The sequence below is a fragment of the Oscillibacter hominis genome (assembly GCF_014334055.1).
Classification (GTDB): Bacteria; Bacillota; Clostridia; order Oscillospirales; family Oscillospiraceae; genus Oscillibacter; species Oscillibacter hominis.
Window position 1 is genome coordinate 851,573 of sequence record NZ_CP060490.1, and the last position, 17,020, is coordinate 868,592.

The 17,020-nt window shown below is 61.8% G+C and carries 20 protein-coding genes; 15 read left to right on the plus strand and 5 right to left on the minus strand.

From position 1 onward, the window contains the following. Positions 1 to 10: 10 nt before the first annotated feature. The 11 genes from H8790_RS04250 to H8790_RS04300 all read left to right on the plus strand — a co-directional run bounded on the left by H8790_RS04250 (position 11) and on the right by H8790_RS04300 (position 8,986). Positions 11 to 676: a hypothetical protein gene (locus H8790_RS04250; RefSeq protein ID WP_187333690.1), complete on the plus strand. Its 666-nt coding sequence runs from the start codon at positions 11 to 13 to the stop codon at positions 674 to 676. After that, on the plus strand, positions 669 to 974 hold the full coding sequence (locus H8790_RS04255) for a type IV pilus modification PilV family protein (RefSeq protein ID WP_187333691.1): 306 nt from the start codon (positions 669 to 671) through the stop codon (positions 972 to 974). Before H8790_RS04250 ends, H8790_RS04255 begins: the two co-directional genes overlap by 8 nt. A gap of 1 nt (position 975) precedes the next feature. Further along, on the plus strand, positions 976 to 1,467 hold the full coding sequence (locus H8790_RS04260) for a type II secretion system protein (protein ID WP_187333692.1): 492 nt from the start codon (positions 976 to 978) through the stop codon (positions 1,465 to 1,467). A gap of 4 nt (positions 1,468 to 1,471) precedes the next feature. After that, positions 1,472 to 3,184 (plus strand): GspE/PulE family protein, encoded by a 1,713-nt coding sequence (locus H8790_RS04265; RefSeq protein ID WP_187333693.1) that lies wholly within the window; start codon positions 1,472 to 1,474, stop codon positions 3,182 to 3,184. Further along, positions 3,174 to 4,217 carry a type IV pilus twitching motility protein PilT gene (locus tag H8790_RS04270; protein WP_187333694.1) on the plus strand — a complete coding sequence of 348 codons (1,044 nt, stop codon included), beginning with the start codon at positions 3,174 to 3,176 and terminating at the stop codon, positions 4,215 to 4,217. Before H8790_RS04265 ends, H8790_RS04270 begins: the two co-directional genes overlap by 11 nt. Before the next feature lie 18 nt (positions 4,218 to 4,235). Beyond that, positions 4,236 to 5,450 (plus strand): type II secretion system F family protein, encoded by a 1,215-nt coding sequence (locus H8790_RS04275; RefSeq protein ID WP_187333695.1) that lies wholly within the window; start codon positions 4,236 to 4,238, stop codon positions 5,448 to 5,450. A gap of 85 nt (positions 5,451 to 5,535) precedes the next feature. Then, positions 5,536 to 5,865 (plus strand): prepilin-type N-terminal cleavage/methylation domain-containing protein, encoded by a 330-nt coding sequence (locus H8790_RS14030; RefSeq protein ID WP_318646863.1) that lies wholly within the window; start codon positions 5,536 to 5,538, stop codon positions 5,863 to 5,865. A gap of 131 nt (positions 5,866 to 5,996) precedes the next feature. Beyond that, a complete protein-coding gene (locus H8790_RS04285; protein ID WP_187333696.1) occupies positions 5,997 to 6,794 on the plus strand; it encodes a prepilin peptidase in 798 nt (265 codons plus the stop codon). A 50-nt stretch (positions 6,795 to 6,844) separates the two neighbouring features. Beyond that, on the plus strand, positions 6,845 to 7,825 hold the full coding sequence (gene pilM / locus H8790_RS04290; RefSeq protein WP_187333697.1) for a pilus assembly protein PilM: 981 nt from the start codon (positions 6,845 to 6,847) through the stop codon (positions 7,823 to 7,825). Between the two features lie 10 nt (positions 7,826 to 7,835). Next, the gene (locus tag H8790_RS04295) at positions 7,836 to 8,435 is read left to right on the plus strand and encodes a hypothetical protein (protein ID WP_187333698.1); all 600 of its coding nucleotides are present in this window, start codon (positions 7,836 to 7,838) and stop codon (positions 8,433 to 8,435) included. Then, positions 8,432 to 8,986, plus strand: a complete 555-nt coding sequence (locus tag H8790_RS04300) for a hypothetical protein (RefSeq protein ID WP_187333699.1) — start codon at positions 8,432 to 8,434, stop codon at positions 8,984 to 8,986. The genes H8790_RS04295 and H8790_RS04300 overlap by 4 nt, the downstream gene beginning before the upstream one ends. Positions 8,987 to 9,035: 49 nt before the next feature. On the opposite strand, the gene H8790_RS04305 is transcribed toward H8790_RS04300, so the two are convergent. Continuing rightward, positions 9,036 to 9,356 carry a winged helix-turn-helix transcriptional regulator gene (locus H8790_RS04305; protein ID WP_187334226.1) on the minus strand — a complete coding sequence of 107 codons (321 nt, stop codon included), beginning with the start codon at positions 9,354 to 9,356 and terminating at the stop codon, positions 9,036 to 9,038. Positions 9,357 to 9,617: 261 nt separating this feature from the next. Between H8790_RS04305 and H8790_RS04310 the strand changes: the two genes are divergently transcribed. The 3 genes from H8790_RS04310 to H8790_RS04320 are packed head-to-tail and all read left to right on the plus strand — an operon-like array spanning position 9,618 to position 11,656. After that, complete coding sequence (locus tag H8790_RS04310; protein WP_187333700.1) at positions 9,618 to 10,019, plus strand: pyridoxamine 5'-phosphate oxidase family protein; 402 nt, start codon at positions 9,618 to 9,620, stop codon at positions 10,017 to 10,019. A 22-nt stretch (positions 10,020 to 10,041) separates the two neighbouring features. Then, entirely contained in the window at positions 10,042 to 10,839 is a 798-nt protein-coding gene (locus tag H8790_RS04315) for a protein-ADP-ribose hydrolase (RefSeq protein ID WP_187333701.1), read from the plus strand. Further along, positions 10,772 to 11,656: an SIR2 family NAD-dependent protein deacylase gene (locus H8790_RS04320; RefSeq protein WP_187333702.1), complete on the plus strand. Its 885-nt coding sequence runs from the start codon at positions 10,772 to 10,774 to the stop codon at positions 11,654 to 11,656. Before H8790_RS04315 ends, H8790_RS04320 begins: the two co-directional genes overlap by 68 nt. A 40-nt stretch (positions 11,657 to 11,696) precedes the next feature. On the opposite strand, the gene H8790_RS04325 is transcribed toward H8790_RS04320, so the two are convergent. The 3 genes from H8790_RS04325 to H8790_RS04335 form a co-directional block, all read right to left on the minus strand. After that, positions 11,697 to 12,623, minus strand: coding sequence for an EamA family transporter (locus H8790_RS04325; RefSeq protein ID WP_187333703.1), 927 nt, complete (start codon positions 12,621 to 12,623; stop codon positions 11,697 to 11,699). Between the two features lie 125 nt (positions 12,624 to 12,748). Beyond that, positions 12,749 to 14,026: a methionine gamma-lyase family protein gene (locus tag H8790_RS04330; RefSeq protein WP_187333704.1), complete on the minus strand. Its 1,278-nt coding sequence runs from the start codon at positions 14,024 to 14,026 to the stop codon at positions 12,749 to 12,751. 5 nt (positions 14,027 to 14,031) lie between these two features. Next, positions 14,032 to 14,763, minus strand: a complete 732-nt coding sequence (locus H8790_RS04335) for a hypothetical protein (RefSeq protein ID WP_187333705.1) — start codon at positions 14,761 to 14,763, stop codon at positions 14,032 to 14,034. Positions 14,764 to 15,048: 285 nt separating this feature from the next. On the opposite strand from H8790_RS04335, the gene H8790_RS04340 reads away from it, so the two are divergent. Further along, positions 15,049 to 15,939: a TIGR01212 family radical SAM protein gene (locus H8790_RS04340; RefSeq protein ID WP_243208571.1), complete on the plus strand. Its 891-nt coding sequence runs from the start codon at positions 15,049 to 15,051 to the stop codon at positions 15,937 to 15,939. A gap of 123 nt (positions 15,940 to 16,062) precedes the next feature. Here the strand turns inward: H8790_RS04340 and H8790_RS04345 are convergent, their stop codons facing one another. Next, a complete protein-coding gene (locus H8790_RS04345) occupies positions 16,063 to 16,944 on the minus strand; it encodes an RluA family pseudouridine synthase (RefSeq protein WP_187333707.1) in 882 nt (293 codons plus the stop codon). Positions 16,945 to 17,020: the final 76 nt, after the last annotated feature.

The following is a 17,020-nucleotide window of genomic DNA, read 5'->3' on the forward strand; positions in this document are numbered from 1 at the left end:
GGGAGACCACATGGGCTGCGCCAAGTCAAAACTGCATAGCCGGCGTGGCGCGTCGCTGCTGCTGGCCCTTGGCGTCTGCCTCATCTTCGTACTTGTGGGATCGGTGGTGTTGGGGTCGGCCACCGCCAGTGCCTCCCGGCTCAAGGACCGTCGGGCACGGGAACAGGCCTACCTCTCCCTGAGCTCCGCGGCGCGGCTCCTTCAGGAGACGCTGGCCGGATCGGAGTGCAGCGGCTGGATCAGCCGCACGGAGTATACCTGCGGCCGGGAGGAGGATACCGCCGGGCGCTGCGACAGCCTCGTGGGTGACAGCAACTTCCTCACTGACGCTGCCTGGCCGGTATTCTGCGGCCGGACAGGGGGCGGCGGCTACACCGTCAGCGCCGAGCATATGGAGGAGGTCCACGCGGGCCTTGAGATGGACGACGCCTACCGGGCGGTGTTCACCCTCACCACAGACAGCTCCGACTATGTGATGACCCTGACCTTTGAGGCCACGCTGACCCACTCGGAGGCCAGGGAGACCTCCTCCTGCTCCCATGAGACCACGGAGGTCAACGAGGATGGGGAGGAAGTTTCGGTGACGGAGACCTATGACGTATACACCACCACCGAAACCACGGCGATCGTGTGGGACGGCGGCACCATTTCCAAAGGGGGTGCCAAGAGTGGGTAAACGCTGCAGCCGGGGCGAGACGCTGGTGGAGACGCTGACGGCGATTCTGCTGGTGACGCTGGCCAGCCTGATGATGGTGCGGATGTGCCTGAGCGGAATCCAGCTCAACCACTCTGTCAGAGTGCGAGAAGATGCGTTCCGCGCGGAGCGGAACATTGCTGAGCTCTGTGAGGAGAGCCGGTCGTCGCCGGGACAGGTGTCCATCCGCGGCAGCGGGCGGGAGGAGACCTATGAAGTCCGTGTGGCGGGCGGCGAGGGCAAGCTGACCTCCTATTCCCTTGTGAAGGAGGGGCGGTGAGATGAGAAGAAGCAGGGGCTTTACCCTGGTGGAGACGCTGGCCGCCGTGGCGATATTGGTGATCCTGATTGCCACCATGTCGCTGGGCCTTGCCTCCGCATCGGATACCTACCGCATCTCCCTCTTTGACGCGGAGAGCGCCACGCTGGCCGACACGGTGGATACGGCGCTGGGCGATGTGCTGCGCTACGCCGCATGGGAGCGGGAGGACCGCTTTACCAACCCGGACTACGGCGTCTCCGGGGGACGGCTGTTCCTGAAGGAGGGGAAGCTCTGCATCAATCCCTCTCCCCTTGACGAGGATGCCGAGGGGCTCAGGATCACGCCGCTGATCAGCGACGGAGCCTATTCCAATTTGGAGCTTTCCGGGTTTACTCTCTCGTATGAAGACGGGGTCTTCCGCGGAAGCTATACCATTGCCTCCGAGGGAATCTCAAGAGAAATCGAGTTTTGCTTCCGCACACTGCGGTGCGGTGGGAATAAAGGAGCGTAGGGCCATGGCGTATACGAGACTGGGGGACCTGCTCAAGTCTGTGAACCTCATCACCGACGAGCAGCTGTCCGCCGCACTGGAGAACCAGAAAAAGACAAAGCGGCGGCTGGGCGAGGAGCTGATCGCCGAACATGTGATCACGGAGCAGCAGTTCATTGAGGCGCTGGAGATGCAGCTGGGTGTGGAGTTCATCGACCTGAGCCAGATCAGCATACCGCCCCAGATGGCGGAGGCACTCCCCCGTGGAATCGCAAAAAAGTACGCCCTGGTCCCGGTTCGGCTCAATCAGAACACACTTTACATCGCTATGACCGACCCGCTGAACTTCATGGCCATCGAGGAGGTCAAGACCGCCACCCGCCATCGCGTGGTGCCCATGATCGCGACCTCCGAGGCGGTGAGCCGGGCCATTGCCTCCCTCTATGGCAACGAGGGCGCAGCCCGGGCCATCGAGGAGATGCAACGGGAGATGCGCACGTCGGAGGGGGGACGGGGGCCGGATCCCTTCCAGGCCAATGAGATTGGGGACGACGCCCGCTCGGCGCCCACTGTCCGGCTGGTGAACTCCATCATTGAGCGGGCCATCTCGGAGCGGGCCAGCGACATCCACCTGGAGCCGGAGGAGGGCGAGCTAAGGGTGCGCATGCGCATCGACGGGCTGATGCGCGCCGTGATGTCGGTGCCAAAGGCGCTGCAGTCGTCGGTGATCTCCCGGCTGAAGATCATGGGGGGCATGGACATCACCGAGCGCAAGGTGCCCCAGGATGGGCGGGCCAATGTACGCATCAAGCAGTCGGACGTGGACCTGCGCATGTCCACCCTGCCCACCATCTACGGAGAGAAGTTTGTCATCCGCCTGTTGGATAAAAGCGCCCGGCTTCTGGACAAAAGCCGGATCGGCCTCACCGGGGAAGACCTGGGGAAATACGAGCGGCTGCTCCGCCAGAACAGCGGCGTCATCCTGATCGTGGGCCCCACCGGGTCTGGAAAATCCTCCACCATGTACACCATGATCCGGGAGCTGAATACGGAGCAGGTGAACCTGGTGACGCTGGAGGACCCGGTGGAGTACAACATCGCCGGCATCAATCAGGTGCAGATCAACGAAAAGACCGGCATGACCTTTGCCGGAGGGCTGAGGGCCATTTTGCGCCAGGACCCGGATATCATCGCCGTGGGCGAAATCCGGGACGGCGAGACCGCCCAGATCGCCATGCGCGCCGCCCTCACCGGCCACCTGGTGCTTTCCACCATCCACACCAACGACGCCATCTCCACGGTGGAGCGGCTTTTGGACATCGGCGTGGAGCCCTACCTCATCGCCAGCGCCCTGAGCGGCGTGATCTCCCAGCGGCTGGTGCGCCGGATCTGTCCGGAGTGCAGGGAGGAATACCAGCCCTCGGAGGAGGAGTTGGCGGACATGGGCCTTCCGCCGGACACGGAACATAGATTCTGCCGGGGCAAGGGCTGCCCCGCCTGCTTTGGCACAGGCTACCGGGGCCGCACCGGCGTATTTGAGCTCCTGGTAGTGGACCGGAAGCTGCGAAGTGCCATTTCCGACGGTATCGGACGGGAGGAGCTGGCCGCGCTGGTCCGGCGGGAGGGGAAGTTCACCTCCCTTGCGGACAACTGCCGCCGCCTGGTGCTGGAGGGCGTCACTACCATTGAGGAGGCAAGGCGGATCACCAATTCCGCCGATTATGACTATGAGAGCTGAGGAACTGATTCGCAGCGCGTCGGAGGCCGGTGCGTCCGACGTGCATCTGATCTGTGGCCTTGCGCCCAGGTTCCGCATCAACGGGACGCTCTGCCCTCAGGGGGAGGAGCCGCTGACAGCGGAGGACTGCGAAGGCCTTGCCCGGGAGCTGGCCGGCGCGCAGTTTTCCGATCTGGAGCGCACGGGCGAGTGGGACGGCGCCGCCACCATCGCCTCCCGCCGGGTCCGCATCAACCTCTTCCGCCAGCAGGGCCGCTACTCCGGTGCGCTGCGGCTGCTTGCTGAAAAAATCCCGGCTCTGGAATCCCTGGGGCTGCCGCCTGCCGTGGCCGCCCTGACGGAGCTGCGCAGGGGAATCGTGATCGTCACCGGCGAGACGGGCTCCGGCAAGTCCACCACGCTGGCGGCCATGATCGACCGCATCAACCACAGCCGTTGTGAGCATGTCCTCACCTTGGAGGACCCGGTGGAATACCTTTACACGCCGGACCGGTGCGTATTCAACCAGCGGGAGGTGGGCCCGGACACCCGGAGCTATGCCGCGGGCCTGCGCTCGGCGCTGCGGGAGGACCCGGACATCCTGCTCATCGGCGAGATGCGGGATTTGGAGACCATCGAGACGGCGCTGACGGCGGCAGAGACCGGGCACCTGGTGCTGACCACGCTCCACACCGGCAGCGCGGCGGACGCCGTGGACCGGATTGTGGATGTGTTCCCTGAGGCGCGCCAGCGCCAGATCCGCATGCAGCTGTCCATGACCCTCCAGGCGGTGCTCAGCCAGCAGCTGCTGCCGCTGCGCGGCGGGGAGGGCCGGGCTGCGGCCTGCGAGCTGATGGTGGTGAACCACGCTATCCGGAATCTGATCCGGGAGGGGAAGACGCCCCAGATCGCCAGCGCAGTGGCCACCTCGGCTGCCGAGGGCGGCATCTCCATGGACAACGCTGTGCTGAAGCTGTACCGGGAGCGGAAAATCTCCGCCGAGACAGCCCGCCAGGCGGCCCATGACCCGGACTTTGTCCGGAAGAATCTCTGAGCGAAGGGATGATCTGATTTGCTCACCTTCAAATATCGCGCCATCTCCCGGGACGGGGCCAAGGTCAGCGGCGTGGTCGAGGCCTTTGACGAGTATGAGGCCGTGGCCAAAATCAAAGAGAACTGCACGGTGGTGACAAAGATCGCCCAGGTGGAGCAGCGCGAAAACCTGCTGCACCGGGAGGTGCTTCCGCCGCGGCGGATCAGCGAGAAAACCCTTGCGGTGGTCAGCTCCCAGTTTTCCATCCTCTTAGGCTCCGGCATCCCGGTGGTCCGGGCGGTGGAGCTGATCGCACGGCAGACCAATGACAAGGCCCTGAAGAAAATCCTGACGCAGGTGGCCGGGGACGTGGCCTCCGGCTTCGGCCTGGCCCAGAGCTTTGAAAGCAAGGGGCGGGGGCTGCCCACCACATTCATCGAGACCGTGCGCTCCGGCGAGGAGTCCGGCACGCTGGACGTGGCCTTCGGCCGGCTGAAGACGTACTACGACAAATCCTCCCGTACCAAGGCAAAGGTGAAAAGCGCCATGGCCTATCCCCTGTTTACCATTGTGGTGGCGGTGATTGTGGTGGCGATTATCATGGTGGTGGCTGTCCCCGTCTTCCTTTCCAGCTTTGCCGCCATGGGGGCGGAGATGCCCCTGCCCACCCGGATGCTGATCGGCCTTTCCAATTTCTTTACCCACTACGGCCTGGCCGCGCTCGGGCTTCTGGCCGCGGCCGCCATCGCCCTGAAGCTCTACGGGCAGCGGGAGAAAGGGCGCCTCCTCTTTGCAAGGCTCCATCTGCACCTGCCGGTCCTTGGAAAGATCGCCGTGCTCAAAAGCGCCTCCCAGTTTGCCAACACCATGTCCACGCTCCTGGCCGCGGGGCTCCCTGTGATCCGGGCGGTGGCCACCACCGGGAAGGTGATGGACAATTACTGCATCGCCTCCCAGGTCCTGCGCATGGTGCCCGGATTGGAGGAGGGCAAGCAGCTGGGCCTATGCATGAAGCGCTGCCAGTACCTGCCGGAGCTGCTGATGGAGATGACCGGCGTGGGCGAGGAGACCGGCACCATGGAGACCACCTTGGAGGTGGTGGGCTCCTATTACGACAACGAGACGGAGCTTGCCTCCCAGAAGGCGCTTTCCCTGCTGGAGCCGGTGGTGATCTGCATCCTGGCGCTGTTGGTGGGCTTTATCCTGCTGGCGGTTTACGCGCCCATGTTTGCCATGTACAACGGGGTCATGTGAAACGTGTATTCTTCCGGAAGTTCAACCCGCTTTCGGATGGATATAGAAAGAGAATACTTATTTTAAATTTAGGAGGACTATTGCAATGAAAAATCTGAAGAAACGTTTGAAAAAAGGCTTTACCCTGATGGAGATGCTGATCGTGGTGGCCATCATCGCCGTCCTGGCCGCCATCGCCGTCCCAAGCTTCAACGCGTCCCTGGACACCGCCAAAAAGGCCGCCGATGACGCCAATATCCGCACCGCTTACATGGAGAGTGTACTGAATGATTATGATTCTACCATTACAGGTAAACCCAAAGTGGAAGGCAAACTAATTACATTTGGTGACGGTACTACCTATGAACTGAAGTATTATGAGAAGGTCACTACTGGCGACCAGCAGTGGTCAGGTGTCGAAAAAGGCACTAAATAACCCATCCTTTCTTTTCTCTCAACCCACTGCGGGGCTGAAACCGCCCTGCTGGATAACCGTTGAACCGCCGCGGGCGGGGGCCGATGGGTTGCGGCTCCCGCTTGCGATGATTCACCATTCCGGGAGGGCTTATGCTGCATCTCACGCCGGCCGTCACGGCCTACATATTGACCCTCTCCGCGCTGTTGGGGCTGGTGCTGGGCAGTTTTTCAAACTGCGCGGCCTGGCGTATGGCCCACGGGGAAAGCGTCGCCAAAGGGCGCAGCCACTGCGGCGCCTGCGGCCACACCCTGTCGCCCCGGGAGCTGATCCCGGTGGTTTCCTGGGCGTTGCAGAAGGGGAGATGCCGCCACTGCGGCGCACCGGTCTCCGTCCGCTATCCCCTGACGGAGGGCTTTACCGCCCTGGCCTTTTTGCTGATTGTCCTGCGCTACGACGTGACGCTGGACACGCTGCAATTCTGGATTCTCACGCTGCTGCTTCTTGCAATTGCGCTGGTGGACCTGGACACGGGATATATCCCGGATTCCCTGGTGCTGGGGATCCTGCTGGATTTCGCCGTCGTCACCGCGCTGCGGGGCGGGCCATTCTGGCGCCTATGGCTGGAGGGCATCTTCAACGGGGCAGCCGTTGCGCTGCCGCTGCTGGGACTGGTGCTGATCATGGACCGTGTGCTGGGCAGGGAGAGCATGGGCGGCGGGGACATCAAGCTGATATTTGCAGTTGGGCTTTTTTTCCACTGGAGCTGCAATCTCTTTACCCTGCTGCTTGCCTGCCTCTTGGGCATCGCGTTTGCATTGATTTTCCGCAGCGTGCGCACGGAGGACGGCGAGGGGGCGTTCCCCTTCGGCCCCGCCATCGCAGCTGCCGCATTCCTTTCCATACTGGCCGCTGAGCCAGTCGTTCAGGCGTATTTGAGCTTATTTTAAATCGGAATCAATTTCCCAAAAGCGGGAATGAGGATACAGGAGGGAAGCCTATGACCTACCTTGGTCTGGACATCGGCAGCAGCGCGGTGAAAGCCGCGGTTGTCACCGACGGCAAGATTCAAAAGCTGGTGATGGAGCCGCTGCCGGAAAACCTGGTGCGGGACGGACGCATCCTGTCGCCGGAGGCCATGTCCGACGTGCTGCGGGAGATCGTACGGAAGCATCACATCTCCGCCCGGCGCTGCGCACTGGCGCTCCCCTCGGAGACGGCGATGACCCGGCGGATTGCCATGCCCTATATGACGGTGGACCAGCTGGCGGTGAACCTGCCCTATGAGTTCCACGACTACATACAGGGGGATAAGGACCTATACTTCTATGACTACGCTGTGGTGGGCACGGAGGAGGATGAGGACGGCCAGCCCAAGACTCTGGAGCTGCTGGCCTCGGCGGTGACAAAGGAGGAGATCGCCGCCTGCCGCCAGATGCTGGGCAAGGCGGGGCTGAAGCTGACCACGGCGGTGCCGGAGTGCATGGCCTACCGGAACCTGCTGCGCCGCTATGAGCAGGACCATCCCGGTGAGCATCCGGCGGAGTACTGCGTGATCGACCTGGGCCATGAGGCCATCCGCATGCATGTGTTCCGGGGCAGCGTCTACGAGGCGACCCGGCTTGTGGACATCGGAGGCCGGGATTTGGACGGTGCCATCGCCGATCATATGGACGTGGACCCCCATGTGGCCGCGTCCTACCGGATGAACAACTATGAGGACGCACAACTTCTGCCGGAGTGCATGGAGCTCTATAACCGCGCGGCTGTGGAGGTGCTCCGCGCCATCCATTTCTATGGGTTCAACACGCCGGACAGCGACCTGAGGGATGTCTATTTATGCGGCGGCGGGGCTCAGATGGAGCCGCTGACCCGGACGCTGCGCTCACAGCTGGAGCTGACGGTGCACGATATCTGCGAGCTGATGCCCGAGGGCGGGGAGCTGCTCTATCCCGCCGCCGTGGGCGCGGCGCTGCAATAGGGGGGATTGGATGATGAATCGGAATGTACCGGGAAAACGGTATCCCTCCAAGCAGACACTGAACCTGGCCCAGAGAGAGCGGAATCCCCACCACTTGGAGGCAGTGCTTCCCGCAGCGCTGGTCCTGGCGGTGGCCGTGGGGCTATTTTGTAAATTTGCCGTGGTGGACCGCTTGAACGCAGCCGCCCGGGCGGAAGCCGCCGCCGCTGCCGCCCAGGCGCAGTTGGCGGAGATCCGGGCCGCCAACGCGGAGTATGACGATGTGGCGGCGGCCTATGAAGGATATGTCCTTGCGATGCGCGCCACCGGCGGAGTTGACCCCATGGAGACGCTGGAGCTGGTGGAAAAAGAGCTGGTGGCCACCTCCCGGGTGGAGTATTTTTCCATGGCCGACAGCGTGGTGACGGTCAAGCTCTCCGGTGTGACGCTGAACCAGATTTCCCGGATTTTCAAGTCCCTGACCGACTCCGAACAGGTGGCCAATGTACAGGTATACACTGCCAGCACCCTGGGGGACGACAGTGCGCTGACCACCGCCACCATGACCATTCAGCTTTCCGCCCTGGAGGGCTTCGCCCCCTCCGAATCGGAAGGAGGCGATGAGGCTTGAACCGCACCTTTACCAACCGGGAGAAAGTGCTGCTTTTGATTCTGGCGCTGGTTTTGTTGTTTGTGGGATATACAAAGATCGTGGCCCAGCCGGTGGCCCAGCGCATGGCCGACGCCCAGCTGCTGGGCCAGAGCGCCCAGGATGAGCTGGTGTTGGAGATAGCCAAGGCCCAGCGGCTGGAGTCCATGAAGCAGACGCTGGAGCAAAGCGGCCACGCGGTGCAGGCCGCATCCATACCGGACTACGACAACCTGGAAAACGTCATGGTGCAGTTGGACGCCATATTGGGGCTTGCCCAGGAATACAGCCTCACCTTCTCTGACGTGACGTTCGGAGAGGATGGGCTCGTATCCCGGCCCATCCAAATGACCGTTTCCTGCGCAAGCTATGAGGCTGCAAAGCAGGTGATGGAGCGTCTCTCGGGCTGTGTTTACAGCTGTTCCCTCAACGGCATCACCGTCACGGCCGCGGGCGGTGTCACGCCGCCGGATGTGACTGAGGGGCCGGTCACCGTGGCGCTGACGGCCACCTTTTATGAAACCATCCGATGATAAGAACGCAATAAGGCTCCATCCAAATTGGATGGAGCCCTCTATTTGGTCAGACGTGTTTGGATTGATAGCCCGTGCCCCACTCAGTCATGGCGTCAAGGACAGGCTTCAGGCTGTACCCAGTCTCCGTCAGGGTGTATTCCACCCGGGGCGGCACCTCCGGATAGACCTTACGGCTGAGCAGGCCGTCCGCCTCCATCTCCCGCAGATTTGCGGTCAGCACCTTTTGAGATACGGCGCCGATGGATTTTTTCAGCTGGCCGAACCGCCGGGTTCCATCCATCAAATCCCGCAGGATCAAAACCTTCCAACGGTCGGAGATCAGCATCAGTGTGGTTTCCACCGGGCAGGCGGGGAGTTCCTTTGCCATCATGCACACTCCTTTTCTGCTGCTTTTGACAGGGACAGTTTACACCAACTCCCTGCCGGTTGTAAACTGTAAAAGTAAGTTTTGGATACAGAGCGGGTTTTTGCATATGGCGGGAACCTGCAATTGACAATGGTATCCGTTTGGTAACTATACCACAAATAAGTGCTTACTTTACAATCTGGATGTTCAGACCTATGATGTGGCTGTACCGGGGAGGTGACGCCCTCCCCAAAGCACAGATTGAAAAAGGAGGCAGTCATTATGAATGAAGTCGTTCAATTTTTACAGGAAAACCCCGTCCAGTATCTGGCCACTGTGGGCCGGGACGGAAAGGCCAAATGCCGTCCCTTTATGTTCGCACTGGAACAGGATGGGAAGCTCTGGTTCTGCACCAACCATACGAAGGATGTGTATCTGGACATGCAGGCCAACCCCTATGTGGAGGTCACGGTGTCCAGCCCCGACTACGCCTGGCTCCGGCTGAACGGGAAGGCCGTCTTTGAGGACAACCGGGCGGTGAAGGAGGGCTGCATGGCCAACCCCATCGTCAAGGGCCAGTACCAGAGCGCCGACAACCCCATTTTTGAGGTGTTTTACTTAGAGGGTGCCCACGCCGTCATTGCCGACTTCTCCGGCAATCCGCCCAGGGAGTACAGCCTGTAAATAAAAGTTTGGGAGGCGCAAGATGAACCGGATGGAGCAAATCCGCTATCTCAATGAACTTTTGTTAGAGGAGATGCCGGAATACAGGGAGCAGGCCGCGGAATTCCCGGAGGATGAACAGCGGAGGCTTTTGCGCAGCTTGATGAACCTGCGGCCGCCGGGAGGGCTGAGCCAAGCGTTTTTGGACGTGCAGGATGCGCTTTTGAGCGCGGAGCGGGAGGACAAGGGCGTGGTGGACGCGGAGGCTCTGCCTCCCACTGCCCGGGACCCCCGCCTTGTACTGTGGAGAGGGGACATCACCCGCCTTGCCGCCGGCGCTATAGTGGACGCGGACAACAGCGCGCTTTTGGGGTGCTTCTGCCCCTGTCACGGCTGCATCGACAACGCCATCCACTCGGCGGCGGGGCTCCAGCTCCGGGAGGAGTGCAGCCGCATCATGGCGGCTCAGGGCCATCCCGAGGCTGCCGGACAGGCAAAGCTCACCCAAGGGTACAACCTGCCCAGCCCCTATGTGCTGCACACGGTGGGCCCCATCGTCCGGGGACGGCTGCGGGAGGAGGACTGCCGGACTCTTTCAAAGTGCTACCGCTCCTGTTTGGAGCTGGCGGAGCACCGGGGTATCCGGAGCGTGGCCTTTTGCTGCCTCTCCACAGGGGAGTTTCACTTCCCCAACCAGCGGGCCGCGGAGATCGCGGTTAAGACCGTGCGGGACTTCCTGGATGAGACCGGGAGCGGAATGAAGGTGATTTTCAATGTATTTCGGGAAAAAGACGAGCGCATTTACCGAGCCCTCCTGGGCCCGGACCGAGCAGCTGAATAAGGCGCTTGAAACCGCAGATGCCATTGTGGTGGGCGCAGGGGCGGGCCTTTCCACCTCGTCCGGCCTGCACTATTCAGGGCCCCGGTTTGAAACCCACTTTGGAGACTTCATTGAAAAATACCGCTTCCCGGACATGTATACGGCCGGCTTCTACCCCTACCCTACGCCGGAGGAGTACTGGGCCTACTGGAGCCGCCACATCTACTGGAACCGCTATGACCGGCCGGTGGGGGAGGCATACCGGCTGCTGTTGGAGCTGGTGGGGGGCAGGGAGTACTTTGTGCTCACCACCAATGTGGATCACTGCTTTCAGGACGCCGGGTTCGATGAGGAGCGGATATTTGCCACCCAGGGCGACTACGGGCTCTGGCAGTGTTCCCTGCCCTGCTGTGAGAGGACCTTTGGAAACGAGGAGGCGGTCCGGCGGATGGTGGAGCTGCAAAGAGATATGCGCATCCCCACGGAGCTGGTTCCCAAGTGCCCCGCCTGCGGCAGGCCCATGGCCATGCACCTGCGATGCGACGACCGGTTTGTCCAGGACGCTGCATGGTATGCGGCCCAGGCGCGGTGCACGGGCTTTTTAAGCCGGCACAGGACGGGACGGGTGGTCTATCTGGAGCTTGGCGTGGGCGGAAACACGCCCGCCATCATCAAATACCCCTTTTGGCGCTTCACCCGTGAAAATCCAGACGCCGTGTACGCCTGCATCAACCCTGAGCCCTGGCCATTGCCGGTGGAGATTGCGCCCCGGGCGGTCTGGATCGGGGCCGACATCCGAAAGACGTTGGAGGAGATCATAAAGAGCAGAGCCAAATAGAAGGAATCCCCCGGGAGCATACTCCCGGGGGATTGTTCTGTTACAGATCGAATACGCCCATGATGAAGATGCCGGCCACCACCAGCGCGATCATGCCATAGTGCTTCCAGGAGAGCTTTTCCTTGAGGAAAAGACGGCTCCAAAGCACGGAGGCCGCGCAGTAGGAGGAGATGATGGGGGCGGACATGGCCAGGTGCTGGGTATCCGCGATGGCGTAGATGTAGGCGAACTGGCCGGCTGTTTCAAAGGCTGCGCCGGCATACTTGGGCAGTTCGGCTTTTGGAACAAGGGAGTCCCGTTTGATGATCACCACGTAGAGGAAGCAGAGGGCCGCGGCTAACAGGAAGGTCAGCTCGTAGGCCACGTTGGCGCTGCTCTCATAATTTTCCACCATGGTGCTTAAGACCTCCAACACCCGGTTGTCGGCGAAGGTGCCCAGGGCGTCCAGCAGGCAGTAGGCCACCGGAAGGGCAAGGGCCAGAGCGCTCTTGGCGTATTTGTAGTTGCCGGCCTCCTGCCGGGCGGCGCGGAGGGATTCGTCCTCCCGGGCGTCCACCACGCCCAACCCGATGGCGCCGATGCACACAAGAGCCACGGCGGCCAGGGCCAGGGGCGGATAGTCCGAGGCTCCGCCGGTGACAATGGCCAGCACGGCCACCAGGGCGCCGGAGGAGTTGCAGATGGGCGAGGAGATGGAGAGCTCAATGTACCGCAGGCCCAGATAGCCCAGGGTCATGGAGCCGATGTACAGCAGGGAGACCGGCAGGTAGATCAAAAGGATCTGAAACGTGATGACCGTGCCGCCCACAAAGATTTCATAGGCGGCGTGGAGGCCCATGACCACGCCCACCGCCATGACCATCTTCAGATGGCTGTATTTGTCGCTGCCATCCCGGCAGCCAATCTTGGAAAACAGGTCGGAGCCGCTCCAGCACAAAAGAGCGACAAGGGAAAGCCAAAACCACATAGATAGTTCTCCTGAATCGGTAAAATTTTTTCTAAGTCATGCCGTACCGACGTCCAGCTGACAGTTGAGGCAAGGGCTAAGACAGCATTTGACAAGAGAGAAAAGCATCGTAAGTCCCGCTGCCTTCAGGGGAGCCGGATCAGCCCGGCTTCCAACAGCTTCTGGACGGACATGAGGATGCCCAGCTTGGCGTGATACCAGGTGAGCCCGCCCTGGAAGTATACGGCATAGGGCGGCCGGATGGGGCCGTCGGCGGAGAGCTCGATGCTGCTGCCCTGCACAAAGGCCCCGGCGGCCATGATGACCTCATCGTCATAGCCCGGCATGGCCCAGGGCTCCGGCGTGACATAGCTGTCCACCGGCGCCGCGGCCTGGATGCCCTTACAGAATGCCACCATGGCCTCCCGGCTTCCCAAGGTCACCGCCTGGATGATGTCGTGGCGGGGCTCCGAGGCGTTGGGGACACAGGAAAAGCCCAGGCTTTCATAGAGATTGGCGGCGAAAACAGCGCCCTTCAGCGCGCCGGAAACCACCGTGGGGGAGAGGAAGAGGCCTTGGTAGAGGGCCGGCATCAGCCCTAAGTTGGCGCCCACCTCCTGGCCCAGGCCGGGGGCGGAGAGGCGGTAGGCGCAGCGGTCGACGCACTCCCGGCTGCCGCAGATATAGCCGCCGATGGGGGCCAGTCCGCCGCCGGGGTTTTTGATGAGGCTTCCCACCACCATGTCTGCCCCCACGTCGGAGGGCTCCCGCAGTTCCACAAATTCCCCATAGCAGTTGTCCACCATGCACTTGACGTCCGGCTTGACGGACTTGCAGAAGGCGATCAGCTCCCCGATCTGCTCCACGGAGAAGGAGGGACGGGTGGCGTAGCCCTTGGAGCGCTGGATGGTGATGAGCTTGGTGCGGGGGGTGATGGCGCGGCGGATGGCGCCGTAGTCAAAGGAACCGTCCTCCTTCAGGTCCGCCTGGGCGTAGGTGACGCCGTACTCCTTCAAAGAGCATTTGCTCTCCCGGATGCCGATGACCTCCTCCAAGGTGTCATAGGGGCGGCCCACCGGAGAGAGCAGCTCGTCGCCGGGGAGCAGATTGGCGCTGAGCGCCACCGCCAAGGCGTGGGTGCCGCAGGTGATCTGGGGCCGGACCAGCGCCGCCTCGGTGTGAAACACATCGGCGTAGACCCGCTCTAAGTTGTCGCGGCCGTCGTCGTTGTAGCCATAGCCGGTGGTAGCGGCAAAATGGGTGGCGTTGACCCGGTTTTTCTGCATGGCGGCCAGGACTTTGCACTGGTTGTACTCGGCCACGGAGTCGATTTGCTCAAACCGCTCCTTGAGTGAGGCAAGGAGCTTTTCGCCATAGGAATAGACAGCCGGGGAGACCCCAAGCTGTTGATAAATATGATGCATGTCAATCAGTCCTTTTCCCCTAAATCATCAGGGAATGTAATTCCATTGGCCCGCAGCATCACCCGTAGGGGGTAGCAGCGGTCCAGATAACAGTCGCAGAACCACTCGTAGGTGGTGCGGCCGTCGCGGGAGAGCTCCGGGGTTTCCCGGCGGAAGGCCTCATAGGTCCGCTGATCCCCGGAGAGAAGGGCGGCGGCAAGCTCCCGCCTGTCCTCCTGAAGCAGGCGGTGGATCAGCCCGTCGTACAGCGCCGCGCAGGAGCGCTCCTCCTCATCGGCGTAGTCCTCCTTGTGGCCCAGCCAGTACAGGAAGTCCCGGGGGCTGATATCCGCCCTGGCCGCCACTTGGGAGAGCCTGAAAAAGGACAGGTCGTCGCCCCGGCGGAGAATGTCGATGAGATATTCGGTCAGGCCCTCCTCCAACATCACGCTGGCGGCAAGGGCCTCTAAGGCGAGGGGCTTTGGACCGGGCGCTCTCGGGGGCTCGTCCTCCACATCCAGGGAGATCTGGGAGAGCGCTTTTTGGACATCCTCTTCCCGGAAACTGTCGAACAGGGACTGGGGGATGGCCTCGCCCTTGATTTGGGCGCAGGCGCGGACAAAGGAGGGGATATCCCGGATCAGACCCTGCAATTCCACGGCCCGCTCCAACGGCGTTTCAGCGCTGAGCACAATGCCGTCGGGCGGGGAGATCGTCCCCTCGCAGAGCTCGCCGCAAAATTGCAGATAATAGTCCATAAGCGTCACAAAACCACCTGCCTTTCCAATAAAATTACGGAAAACCGCAATTTAAAACTTTACCACAATCAGGCAGCAATTGCAAGTGTGTGCCGATTCGATTTCATCTGGCACCATAGCCGCACAGCGGTTATATTCCCATGCATATACCACAGCGGCGCTTTCGCGACTGTGGTATAATGGCCCTGTGGGGCGATGGCCTTGATACATGCGGAGGCGCCCCGGACAGTAAGAATAAATCCTGCACTTACGGAAAAGGTTCATACTCGGAAAAGAGGAATCGACTTGTATCTACACAGCTTCAATGAGGAAATGCGCAGCCGGTTTGGCTGCAAGGTGTACCGCTTGGCGCTGTCCGCCGGGTGCACCTGCCCCAACCGGGACGGCACCGTGGGCAGCCGGGGCTGCATCTTTTGCGACGGAGCGGGGGCGTTTGCGGCCCACGGCCCCATTTCACAGCAGCTGGCCCAGGCAAAGGCCCGCGTATCAGCCAAGGCCGGGAGCGGTGCGTATGTGGCCTATTTTCAGGACTTCACCAACACCTACGCTCCTGTGGGTACGCTGCGCCGGCTCTTCACCGATGCCATGGAGCCGGAGGATGTGGTGGCGCTGTCCATAGCCACCCGGCCCGACTGCCTTGGAGAAGAAGTGCTGGACCTCCTCCGGGAACTGGGAAGAAAAAAGCCGGTCTGGGTGGAACTTGGTCTTCAAACCATCCACCTGGCGACGGCGGAGTACATCCGCCGGGGCTATCCGCTGGAGCGGTACGATGAAGCGGTGGAGCGGCTGCACGGCGTCGGCGCGGAGGTGATCGCCCACATGATCCTGGGCCTGCCAGGGGAGAATGTGGAAGAGATGGCCAGGACAGCGGAGTACATCGGCCGATCCGGCGCGGAGGGGATTAAGCTCCATTTGCTCCACGTGCTCCGGAACACCGATCTGGCGGAGGAGTACGGCCGGGGCGTGTTCCGCACCATGGAATTAGAGGAGTATATCTCCGCCCTGGAGCGGTGCATCCGGCGTCTTCCCCGGTCGGTGGTGATCCACCGCCTCACCGGAGACGGGGCGAAAAAGGATCTGATTGCCCCGCTTTGGAGCGGAGATAAGAAGCGGGTGTTGAACGCCATTCGGGCATCGTTTTTAAGGGACGATTTGGTGCAGGGGTCGGATCTTTGAAATTTTGAAAGCATGCGCCGCCTTTGCACAAGCTGAGCCCGCCATATGGGCTTTTGCAGGCTGCTGCTTCTGCAAAAAAAACTCCCGGGCGCGGAAGTTGAGGAAGTTCCGGCCCGGGAGACGTTATATCAATAGAAGGGACTCCATGTCCGGCGGAAGGGGCGCGGTGAACCGGAGCGCCTCTCCCGTGATGGGGTGGCGCAGGTACAGCACGTGGGAGTGCAGGGCCGGCCGGCCGATGAGCGGACTGTCCCCCTCCCCATAGAGCCAGTCTCCCTCCAGCGGATGCCCGACGCTTGCGAGGTGGAGCCGGAGCTGGTGAGTGCGGCCCGTCTCCGGCAAAAGCCGTACCAGGCTGTAACGCCCTGTGCGGCGCACCGTCTCATAGACGGTGGCGGCATGGTCCCCATCCGGGCGGATGCATCGCCGGATGGCGGAGGACTCGTCCCGGCCGATGGGCAGGTCGATCCTTCCACAGGGCGGTTTTAGGTGCCCTCTGGCCACGGCCAGGTACTCCCGGTAAAACTCGCCGCTGTGCAGCTGGCGCCGGAGCCGGTCGTGGATATAGCCGCTTTTGGCCACGGCCATCAGCCCGGTGGTTCCCTTGTCCAGCCGGTTGACCGGGTGGAATATAAACCCCTCTCCCCAGCGGGCGGCCAGGGCGCCGGCCACGGTGGGCGTATCCGGCGTCAAAGAGGAGGCGTGGACTGCCATACCGGCGCTTTTATCCAAAATCAGCAGATCCTCATCCTCATAGGCCACGTGGAGCGGGATATTCAGAGGAGCGATAGCCTGGGCCGGGGGGTCGCCAATTTCAATTTGGAGGACGTCTCCCGCCTCCACGGACCGTGTGACAAAGGCCGGCGCGCCGTTGAGCAGGATGCCGTCCGGGCGGCGCTTGAGCCGGGCCAGCTGATGGGAGGAGAGGCCCATCTCCCGGCGGAGCACCTCTTTCACTGTTTTTCCGCTCTGCTCCCGGCTGATGGTGAACGCAAGCGTGCGCATGGCAATTCCCTCCCTTTTTCCAACTGGAGACAGTTTAACAGAATTCAGGTGGAAAGGCCAGAAAATTTATGGTATA